Genomic DNA, 10,833 nt, shown 5'->3' with positions numbered 1-10,833 from the left:
GAGACGTTGGACGCCATGAGCTACTATTCTGACTACCTAGAAGAAATTGAGGTTCGTAAAAAGGACCTGGGTCTAAACCCAAAACCAATCGATAGCGCTGAATTGCTATCTGAAATCATTGCCCAGATCAAAGACACTGGTAATGCAGAGCGCGAAGCTTCTCTAAACTTCTTCATCTATAACACGCTACCTGGTACTACGCCAGCGGCTGGTGTTAAAGCGGCTTTCCTAAAAGACATCGCTCTAGGTAAAGAAACTGTTGCTGAGATCTCTCCAGAGTTCGCTCTTGAGCAACTGTCTCACATGAAAGGTGGTCCTTCTGTAGAAGCACTACTAGACATCGCACTTTCTGACGACGCACAAGCTGCTGCAGCTGGCGAAGTTCTTAAGTCTCAAGTATTCCTATACGACGCTGACACAGCTCGTCTAGCGGACGCTTTCAAAGCGGGCAACGCAATCGCTAAAGATATCCTAGAAAGCTACTCTAAAGCAGAGTTCTTCACTAAGCTTGACGATATCCCTGAGACAATCAAAGTTATCACTTACATTGCTGCAGAAGGCGATATCTCTACTGACCTTCTTTCTCCTGGTAACCAGTCTCACTCACGTGCAGACCGTGAATTGCACGGTAAGTGCATGATCACTCCAGAAGCTCAGCAAGAAATCGCTGACATGGTTAAGCAAAACCCAGATGCTAAAGTGATGCTAATCGCTGAAAAAGGCACCATGGGTGTTGGTTCTTCTCGTATGTCTGGTGTTAACAACGTTGCACTATGGGCTGGTGAGAAAACTTCTCCATACATTCCGTTCATCAACAACCGTCCAGTAGTTGCAGGTACTAACGGTATCGCACCTATCTTCCTAACTACGGTTGGTGTAACCGGTGGTATCGGTCTTGACCTTAAGAACTGGGTTAAGAAAACTGATGCAAACGGCGAAGTTGTTCGTGACGCAAACGGCGATCCAGTACTAGAAGAAGCATACTCTGTTGCTACTGGTACAGTGCTAACAATCGACACTAAAGCTAAGAAGCTTTACAACGGTAACGAAGAGCTAGCAGACGTATCCGACTCTTTCACTCCACAGAAAGTGGAATTCATGAAAGCAGGTGGTTCTTACGCGGTAACTTTCGGTAAGAAACTACAAACGTTCGCTGCTGAAACTCTTGGCGTTGAAGCTCCTGCTGTTTACGCTCAATCTAAAGAGATCTCTCACGAAGGCCAAGGCCTAACTGCTGTTGAAAAAATCTTCAACCGCAATGCTGTAGGCGTGACTTCTAAGACTCCTCTACACACTGGTTCTGACGTTCGCGTTAAAGTGAACATCGTAGGTTCTCAGGACACTACTGGTCCTATGACTTGTCAGGAACTTGAAGCAATGGCTGCTTCTACTATCTCTACAAGCGTTGACGGTGCTTTCCAATCTGGCTGTCACACTGCATCTGTATGGGATAACAAAGCTAAGGCTAACACGCCTAAGCTAATGGCATTCATGAACGCATTCGGCGTAATCACTGCACGTGACCCGAAAGGCGTTTACCACTCAATGACTGACGTAATCCACAAAGTATTGAACGACATCACTGTTGATGATCGTGCAATCATCATTGGTGGTGACTCTCATACACGTATGTCTAAGGGTGTAGCATTCGGTGCTGACTCCGGTACTGTTGCGATCGCATTGGCAACTGGTGAATCAGCAATGCCAATCCCTGAGTCTGTAAAAGTTACCTTCAAAGGTGCTATGAAGCCTCACATGGACTTCCGTGACATCGTACACGCTACTCAGCAGCAGATGCTTAAGAAGTTCGCTGGCGAAAACGTTTTCCAAGGTCGCGTAATCGAAGTACAGATCGGTACTCTACTTGCTGACCAAGCGTTCACGTTCACTGACTGGACTGCAGAAATGAAAGCGAAAGCTTCTATCTGTATCTCTACTGACGAAACGCTAATTCAGTCTCTAGAGCTAGCTAAGTCTCGTATCCAGATCATGATCGACAAAGGTATGGAAAACGAAGCGGGCATGCTACAAGGTCTTATCGACCTAGCTGACAAGCGTATTGCAGGCATCAAGTCTGGTGAAGAACCAGCACTTGCTCCTGATGACAATGCTAAGTACTTCGCTGAGCTAGTTGTAGATCTGGATCAGATCGACGAGCCAATGATTGCTGACCCAGACGTTAACAACGAAGACGTTTCTAAGCGTTACACTCACGATGTTATCCGTCCAACTTCTTTCTACGAAGGCCGTGAAGTTAACCTAGGCTTCGTTGGTTCTTGTATGGTTCACAAAGGCGACATGCAGATCATCGCTGCAATGCTACGCAACCTAGAGAAGAACGGTCCTATCACGTTCAACGCACCTCTAGTTGTTGCTCCGCCAACTTACAACATCGTTGACGAGCTAAAAGCTGAAGGCGATTGGGATATTCTATCTAAATACGCTGGCTTCACTTTCGATGATGAGCATCCGAAAGAAGAAGCGCGTACTAAGTACGAGAACATTCTGTACCTAGAACGCCCAGGCTGTAACCTATGTATGGGTAACCAAGAGAAAGCAGAAGCTGGTGACACTGTACTAGCAACTTCTACTCGTCTATTCCAAGGCCGTGTTGTAGAAGACTCTGCTGAGAAGAAAGGTGAATCTCTACTAGGTTCTACTCCAATGGTTGTTCTTTCTACTATCTTGGGTCGTTTCCCAACGTTGGAAGAGTACAAAGCAGCTGTTGAAGGTATCAACCTAACGTCTTTCGCTCCACCAAGCGAAGACCTAAGCGTTGCACCACAAGCTATCCCAGCTGCACGTATCTAATCACTAGATAACGTCAGCAATAAAAAGCCCCGATCATTCGGGGCTTTTTTGTTTTTACCAAGAGCTAAAATAGCTACGTCATTTAGAACGGAATATCGTCGTCAAAGTCAGCTGGCTGAGGTGCGGGCGCCGCATTAGAGTTAAAGTACTCTTGCTCAGAGGCTTCTGGGGATGACGCTGACTGAATCTTCCAGCCAACAAGGTTATTGAAATAGCGGCCGTTATATTCGCGACCACGGATATCAAAGCTGACCGTGACCTCTTGCCCTATTTGAAGCGAATCAAGCAGGCTAACCTTATCTTGCACAAACTCCAGATTGATCTCCTGAGGATATTTTCCATCTTCAACTATCACGACCATTTCACGTTTAGTGAAGCCACTATTGAACGTTTGCGGATCTTGGATCAGTTTAATTTTGCCAGTTAGCTCGTAACTCATGAATGCTTTCCAAAGGTATCTAAAATTTCAAAATTGAGCTTATTAAATCAAAATCGAAAAAAGAAGTCTTCGTTAGAGTTTAAAGCTGCACTAGCATTCACCTTATTAGCGAGGTCTTAATACAACCCACGGTCAAATTAAGCCGTACCAACCCTAGAGTGGTGGACTAACTCCTAGCTTCTAGCAACTAGCTACTTACGAACGCTTAGGCAACACCCAGTCAGGACGCGGAAAGTGGCAGGTATACCCACCAGGATAACGTTCAAGATAATCCTGATGCTCAGGTTCTGCCACCCAAAAATCGCTAGCAGCTTCAACTTCAGTTACCACCTTACCTGGCCACAAGCCGCTGGCTTCAACATCAGCGATTGTATCGAGCGCAGTTTGCTTTTGCTCGTCGTCTACAAAGTAGATCGCTGAGCGGTAGGATGTACCGCGATCATTACCCTGCCTATTGGGCGTGGTAGGGTCATGAATCTGGAAGAAAAACTCTAATATGGTTCGGTAGGTAATTAGTTCTGAATTAAATAGGATCTCAATACCCTCAGCATGCGTACCATGATTGCGATAAGTAGCATTAAGTACATCACCACCGGTGTAGCCCACACGAGTCGCTATAACGCCCGGTAATTTACGAATTAGATCCTGCATACCCCAGAAGCATCCACCAGCAAGTATTGCTCGTTGTTCACTCATTCAGGCATCCTCCAATTTAAAAGCTAGCAATAGACCAGTATATCTTTGTTATAGCGCTTACCAGAAAGTTCCCACAGCTACTGCCTTTCGGTCAACAAATAACCTTATCTTGTACGGCCATTAACCGATTAAGGTTTATGTCACACATAAAAAAACCGCCGATAAATCGGCGGTTTTTTTTAGTCTTTAGCTACTAGTAGCGAAACACTTTCACCACTAACCGCTAAAAGAAACTTAGCTTACTGCATCATCAGCAAGTAGGTCTTTCATAGATAGTTTGATACGGCCACGCTGGTCTACGTCCAGTACTTTAACCTTAACCATCTGATCCATCTGGATGTAGTCAGTTACTTTCTCAACACGCTTGTTGTCGATCTGAGAAATGTGAACTAGACCATCTTTACCCGGCAGGATGTTAACGAATGCACCGAAGTCTTCGATACGTACAACCTTGCCTTCGTAAACCTGACCAATCTCTGCTTCAGCAGTGATTTCGATGATCTTATCAGTAGCCGCTTTAGCTGCTGCTTTGTCTGCAGCGTATACGCGAACTGTACCATCGTCTTCGATATCAATGGATGCGCCAGTCTCTTCAGTAAGAGCACGGATAGTAGCACCACCTTTACCGATTACGTCACGGATCTTCTCTGGGTTGATCTTCAATTGAGTCAACGCAGGAGCATTATCTGGAAGCTCTGGACGAGCGTAACCGATAACCTTAGCCATCTCTTTCAAGATGTGAACACGTGCTTCGTATGCTTGCTCAAGCGCAATGTCCATGATCTCTTCAGTGATACCAGTGATCTTGATATCCATCTGAAGTGCAGTGATACCTGTTTCAGTACCCGCTACTTTAAAGTCCATGTCGCCTAGGTGATCTTCGTCACCCAAGATGTCAGTTAGGACAGCAAAGCCGTTCTCTTCTTTAACAAGACCCATTGCGATACCCGCAACTGGTGCTTTAAGTGGTACACCTGCATCCATCATAGATAGAGACGCGCCACATACAGAAGCCATGGAGCTAGAACCGTTAGATTCAGTGATCTCAGATACGATACGGATTGTGTATGGGAACTCTTCTTGAGTTGGAAGAACTGCAGCAACACCACGACGCGCTAGACGACCGTGACCAATTTCACGACGACCAGCACCCATCATACGACCACATTCACCTACAGAGTATGGAGGGAAGTTGTAGTGCAACATGAATGGATCTTTACGTTCACCTTCAATCGCATCAATGATCTGCTGATCACGTGCAGTACCTAGTGTACAAGTCGCGATAGACTGAGTTTCACCACGAGTGAATAGCGCAGAACCGTGAGTACCTTGTAGTACGTCGATTTGAACATCGATACCACGAACAGTCTTGTTATCACGGCCATCAATACGAGGCTCACCTGCAACGATACGGCCACGAACGATCTCTTTCTCTAGGGAGCTAACGATGCCAGATACATCACCAGCCGAAGGCTGACCTTCTTCTTCGCCAGCTAGATTTTCAACCGCTTGAGCACGAAGCTCAGCCAGTGCATTCTGACGCTGCATTTTATCAGCAACTTGGTAAGCAGCTGTGATGCCTTCGCCTACTTCAGCGCGTACTTTAGCGATTAGATCTTGATCTTTTTCAGGTGCAGTCCAAACCCAAGCTTCTTTACCCGCTTCAGCTTTAAGTTCGTTAACAGCGTTAACAACTGCTTGCATCTCTTGGTGAGCGAATAGAACCGCACCAAGCATTTCGTCTTCTGAAAGCTCTTGCGCTTCAGATTCAACCATTAGCACAGCGTCAGACGTACCAGCAACAACCATGTCCAGCTCAGATGTTTCAAGCTGCTCATAAGATGGGTTTAAGATGTAACCATCTTCTTCAGTGAAGCCAACACGTGCTGCACCGATTGGGCCTTGGAATGGGATACCAGAGATTGCTAGTGCAGCAGACGTACCGATCATCGCTGCGATATCTGGATCATTTACTTTGTCAGCAGACATTACTGTACAAACAACCTGAACTTCGTTCATGTAACCCTTAGGGAACAGTGGACGAATTGGACGGTCGATAAGACGAGAAGTAAGCGTCTCTTTTTCAGATGGACGTGCTTCACGCTTGAAGAAACCACCAGGGATACGGCCTACAGCGTAGTATTTCTCTTGGTAGTGAACAGAAAGAGGGAAGAAACCCTGACCTTCTTTTGCTTCTTTAGCGCCAACAACAGTACAAAGTACTTCGTTACCACCCATTTTAACCAGGACAGAACCTGTCGCCTGACGCGCAACGCGGCCAGTTTCGATAGTTACTTCCTGACCACCAAACTGGAATGTTTTAGTAGCTACTTGGAACACAATAATTTTCCTTTAAATAATTTGGCGGGGCAGTTTTCAGATAACTTTCATGCCTTCTGTCTTGCCAGTACTCAAATAAGCTCTTTCGCTAGATCTAAAAACTCATTTGAGTACGGGCGGGATGAAATAGTTATCTTTTCTTACCCCAGATAAAACCGGGGCCATACATTGTATGGCCCCAGAGAATTCACACTAACTTAGCGACGCAGACCTAGACGCTTGATCAGTTCAAGGTAACGATCAGCATCTTTACCTTTTAGGTAGTCCAGCAGCTTACGACGCTGGTTTACCATGCGGATCAGACCACGGCGAGAGTGGTGGTCGTGTTTGTTCGCTTTGAAGTGACCTTGTAGACCTTCGATGTTAGCAGATAGTAGAGCTACCTGAACTTCTGGGGAACCAGTGTCGCCTTCAGCGCGAGCGAAATCTGCAACGATTGCCGCTTTTTTCTCAGCAGTTAATGCCATTTTCTTACTCCTAAAAAATATGCACACGATCTTAAGATCGCCGGATTAAAAAGAAACGATGCACCGAGCATATTTTCAGTACAACGCCACATCGGCCCTCTTACGAGAACCAAATAAAATCTTTATTGATCAGCCTCAGTGCAAATAAGGCGTTTAGGTTTTAGCTGTTGCTCGACTACTTCGGCAACGCCCAAGAAACGCTCTGCATCGCTATCCAGTGATGTACCAAACAAACGAACCAAGCTACCTTCTGCATAATCAGCATTAGGGACTGATTGGCCATGCATAATCAAACTGGTTTGCTGATCATCTAATCGAACTGCCGGTAGATCATCTACAGCAGCCCAGGCTGGCAATAATAGCTTATCCAGCTCGATTTGTATGCCTTTTTGCTCTTCTTCAGCACTGTTTTCGGGCACTAAATCGCGCAGCTCATCCAAACTCATCATTCGGTCAGCCGTGAATGCACCCACATCCAGTCTATGGAGCATTTTGACATGCGCACCACAACCCAGGATATGGCCGAGATCTTCGACAATTGAACGGATATAAGTCCCTTTCGAACAAAAGACTTCTAGATCAATTTCATCATCTCGCAAAGCCGTTAATTTGATCTCATGGATCGTTACTTTACGCGGCTTTACTTCGACCTGAATACCCTTTCGAGCCAACTTATAAAGCGGCTGCCCTTGGTGTTTCAACGCTGAAAACATCGAAGGAACTTGTTCTATTTCACCGCTAAACTCTGACTGCAAAATAGTATCTATCTTGTCTTCAGTCAGATCTGTTGGAACAGGTTTTTCTTCGACGACAGCGCCATCAGCATCACTAGAATCTGTACGAATACCAAGCTTAGCTGTTGTGATATAGCGTTTATCAGAATCGAGCAGGTGCTGAGAGAACTTAGTCGCTTCACCTAAACAAATCGGTAGCATACCAGTGGCAAGTGGATCCAAGGCACCTGTATGACCGGCTTTGGCCGCATCATAAATGCGTCGAACTTGCTGTAGAGCGGAATTAGAAGAGATACCGGACGGTTTATTCAACAAGAATACACCGTCGACCGCCCGGCCTCGGGATTTTCTACGACGGCCCACGATTATTCCTCGTCAGCGTCTTTAGAAGCGCTCTGATTTTCCTGACGGATAGCCGCCTCAATCAGATGATGTAGATGTCTACCACGCTCGATCGTTTCATCGAAATGGAAACGCAGTTGCGGCATAACACGTAGCTGAACGTTACGACACAGTTCTCCACGAAGGAAACCTGCAGCATTGTTCAGTACTTTTAGTGAATCAATAATTGCTTCTGCTTCATCTTTACCATTAAGTGGTAAAACAGTGATGTAGACATCAGCAAAACCTAGATCCTTACTGACTTTGACATGGCTAACTGTAACCATACCTAAGCGTGGATCTTTTATTTCAAACTGGATCAGCTGAGCCAGCTCACGTTGGAGCTGGTCAGCAATCCTAGATGTACGACTATAATCGCGTGCCATAAAGGTTATTTATTACCTTGTATTTGCAACGTTAAAGTGTGCGCTGAATTTCAACTGTGTCGTAAACCTCAATTTGGTCTCCGACTTTAACGTCGTTGTAGTTCTTAACGCCGATACCACACTCCATACCCTGACGTACTTCGTTAACGTTATCTTTGAAGCGACGTAGAGATTCTAGTTCACCTTCATATATTACAACGTTTTCACGTAGGACACGGATACGTTTGTTACGGAAGACAGTACCTTCTGTAACCATACAGCCGGCAACCGCACCGATCTTAGGCGCTTTAAATACATCACGTACTTCAGCAATGCCCACGATCTCTTCACGGTATTCAGGAGATAGCAGACCGCCCATCGCCTGTTTAACGTCATCAATGATGTCGTAGATTACGCTGTAGTAGCGTAGTTCAATACCTTCACGCTCTAGCACCTGACGCGCCTGAGCGTCAGCACGAACGTTAAAGCCAACCATCAATGCATCTGCTGTTACCGCAAGGTTAGCATCAGTTTCTGCGATACCACCTACACCACCAGATACGATGTTCACTTTAACTTCATCAGTAGATAGATCTTCTAGAGCATGCGTTAGCGCTTCCAAAGAACCACGTACGTCTGTCTTCAGTACGATGTTGAAAGTCTTAACATCACCCGCTTGCATGTTTGCAAACAAGTTCTCAAGTTTAGATTTCTGCTGACGAGCCAACTTAACATCACGGTATTTACCCTGACGGAATAGAGCAACTTCACGTGCTTTCTTCTCGTTAGATACCATAGTGAATTCGTCACCTGCATTTGGTGTACCATCCAGACCTTGGATTTCTACAGGGATCGCAGGACCAGCGGAATCGATAGGCTTACCGTTCTCATCCAGCATTGCACGTACACGGCCGTAGTGAAGGCCTGCAAGTACGATATCACCTTTACGTAGCGTACCGTTCTGTACAAGTACAGTAGCAACTGGACCACGACCTTTATCTAAGCGTGATTCAACTACTACACCCTGAGCAGGAGCATTAGGTACAGCTTCAAGTTCTAAGATTTCAGACTGCAGTAGTACTGCATCCAGAAGCTCTTCAATACCTTGACCTGATTTAGCAGATACGTTTACGAACTGATTCTCACCACCCCATTCTTCTGGGATAACGTCCAGTGCTGCCAATTCGTTTTTAACACGATCTGGATCAGCTTGTTCTTTATCGATCTTGTTAACAGCAACAACTAGAGGTACGCCAGCCGCTTTGGCGTGCTGAACCGCTTCTTCAGTCTGTGGCATTACGCCATCGTCTGCTGCAACTACTAGGATTACGATATCGGTTACAGAGGCACCACGTGCACGCATTGCGGTAAACGCAGCGTGGCCCGGAGTATCAAGGAATGTAACCATGCCGTTATCAGTATCTACGTGGTAGGCACCGATATGCTGGGTAATACCACCAGACTCACCAGACGCTACTCGTGAAGAACGAATGTAATCTAGTAGAGACGTTTTACCGTGGTCTACGTGACCCATTACAGTCACAACCGGTGCGCGACCTTCAGCATCACCCTGCTGCGCCTGAATGCTTTCCATCAACGCTTCTTCTACCGCGTTTTCTTGCATTGGCTTAGGAGTGTGGCCCATCTCTTCTACAACAAGCGTTGCTGTATCCTGATCGATAACTTGGTTGATAGTCGCCATAGCGCCCATACCAAACATTACCTTGATCACTTCAGCAGCCTTAACGTTCATCTTCTTAGCAAGATCTGCAACCGTAATACTCTCAGGAATAGAGACTTCCATTACCTGTTGAGTTGTTGGCTCTTTAAAGCCATGTTCATTTGGCTTATTAGAAAGAGGCTTGCCGTTCTTACCACGGTTACGGCTGATTTTGCCGCCACGACGATCCTGCTGACCACGGTTGTCGTTGCCTTTTTTCTTGCCTTTACCACGACGGTTATCTTCGTTCTTCTTAGCTTGCTCTTGAGCTTTGAAACGCTGTTCGGTTTCAGCCTTACGACGCTTCGCTTCTTCTTCTTTCTTCTGCTTAGCTTTCTCAGCGGCTTGAGCTTCTTGCTTCTTCTGTTCAGCAGCTTTAGCTTCTTGCTCACGCTTCTGCTGTGCTTCAGCTTCGCGCTCTTTAGCGGCTTTCTCTTCAGCTTCACGTGCGGCTTGAGCTTCCGCTTCCTGCTGTTTGCGCTCTTCTTCTAAGCGCAACTCTTCAGCATTCTGTGCTTCAGCTTGCTGATCAGCTTCGCCTTCAACACCTTCCACTTCTGAACGTTTCACATAAGTACGTTTCTTGCGTACTTCAACGTTCACAGTCTTCTTCTTCCCAGAAGCACCAGAAACTTTTAGTGTCGATGTAGTTTTACGCTTAAGCGTAATTTTCTTAGGTTCTGCATCATCTGCATCTTCACCGTGGCTGCGCTTAAGATGATTTAGCAATGATTGACGCTCAGTTTCAGATACTTCTGCTTTTTCATTCTTGCCTGAAATGCCTGCTTCCTGCATTTGCTCTAGCAAACGCTCAACGGAAACACCAACCATTTCGGCAAGCTGCTTAACTGTTACTTCTGCCATGTTAGGAGGCTCCTCT

The 10,833-nt window shown here is 46.0% G+C and carries 8 protein-coding genes; 1 reads left to right on the top strand and 7 read right to left on the bottom strand.

Features of this window, described 5'->3' with window-relative positions:
• Positions 1–15 precede the first annotated feature (15 nt).
• Complete coding sequence (locus tag ACMXYS_RS01980) at positions 16–2,811, top strand: bifunctional aconitate hydratase 2/2-methylisocitrate dehydratase (protein WP_415897428.1); 2,796 nt, start codon at positions 16–18, stop codon at positions 2,809–2,811.
• 82 nt (positions 2,812–2,893) lie between these two features.
• On the opposite strand, the gene ACMXYS_RS01975 is transcribed toward ACMXYS_RS01980, so the two are convergent.
• The 7 genes from ACMXYS_RS01975 to infB form a co-directional block, all read right to left on the bottom strand.
• A complete protein-coding gene (locus ACMXYS_RS01975; protein ID WP_415883316.1) occupies positions 2,894–3,250 on the bottom strand; it encodes a DUF3127 domain-containing protein in 357 nt (118 codons plus the stop codon).
• A 195-nt stretch (positions 3,251–3,445) separates the two neighbouring features.
• Complete coding sequence (msrA, locus tag ACMXYS_RS01970; protein ID WP_415897427.1) at positions 3,446–3,946, bottom strand: peptide-methionine (S)-S-oxide reductase MsrA; 501 nt, start codon at positions 3,944–3,946, stop codon at positions 3,446–3,448.
• A 234-nt stretch (positions 3,947–4,180) separates the two neighbouring features.
• Positions 4,181–6,286, bottom strand: a complete 2,106-nt coding sequence (gene pnp / locus ACMXYS_RS01965) for a polyribonucleotide nucleotidyltransferase (RefSeq protein ID WP_415883314.1) — start codon at positions 6,284–6,286, stop codon at positions 4,181–4,183.
• Between the two features lie 197 nt (positions 6,287–6,483).
• On the bottom strand, positions 6,484–6,753 hold the full coding sequence (rpsO, locus tag ACMXYS_RS01960) for a 30S ribosomal protein S15 (protein WP_415883313.1): 270 nt from the start codon (positions 6,751–6,753) through the stop codon (positions 6,484–6,486).
• Between the two features lie 122 nt (positions 6,754–6,875).
• Positions 6,876–7,850, bottom strand: a complete 975-nt coding sequence (truB, locus tag ACMXYS_RS01955; RefSeq protein ID WP_415883312.1) for a tRNA pseudouridine(55) synthase TruB — start codon at positions 7,848–7,850, stop codon at positions 6,876–6,878.
• A gap of 2 nt (positions 7,851–7,852) precedes the next feature.
• Positions 7,853–8,254 (bottom strand): 30S ribosome-binding factor RbfA, encoded by a 402-nt coding sequence (gene rbfA, locus ACMXYS_RS01950; protein WP_415883311.1) that lies wholly within the window; start codon positions 8,252–8,254, stop codon positions 7,853–7,855.
• A gap of 31 nt (positions 8,255–8,285) precedes the next feature.
• Positions 8,286–10,817 (bottom strand): translation initiation factor IF-2, encoded by a 2,532-nt coding sequence (gene infB / locus ACMXYS_RS01945; RefSeq protein WP_415883310.1) that lies wholly within the window; start codon positions 10,815–10,817, stop codon positions 8,286–8,288.
• Positions 10,818–10,833 lie beyond the last annotated feature (16 nt).

Origin of the sequence: Neptuniibacter sp. QD57_21, from assembly GCF_047778075.1 — a bacterium.
GTDB lineage: Bacteria > Pseudomonadota > Gammaproteobacteria > Pseudomonadales > Balneatricaceae > Neptuniibacter.
This window is presented reverse-complemented; position numbering and strand designations above follow the sequence as displayed.

Coding starts and splice junctions, on each gene's coding strand:
- ACMXYS_RS01980 (WP_415897428.1), top strand. CDS start 16: ATGAGCTACTATTCTGACTACCTAGAAGAAATTGAGGTTCGTAAAAAG.
- ACMXYS_RS01975 (WP_415883316.1), bottom strand. CDS start 3,250: ATGAGTTACGAGCTAACTGGCAAAATTAAACTGATCCAAGATCCGCAA.
- msrA (WP_415897427.1), bottom strand. CDS start 3,946: ATGAGTGAACAACGAGCAATACTTGCTGGTGGATGCTTCTGGGGTATG.
- rpsO (WP_415883313.1), bottom strand. CDS start 6,753: ATGGCATTAACTGCTGAGAAAAAAGCGGCAATCGTTGCAGATTTCGCT.
- rbfA (WP_415883311.1), bottom strand. CDS start 8,254: ATGGCACGCGATTATAGTCGTACATCTAGGATTGCTGACCAGCTCCAA.
- infB (WP_415883310.1), bottom strand. CDS start 10,817: ATGGCAGAAGTAACAGTTAAGCAGCTTGCCGAAATGGTTGGTGTTTCC.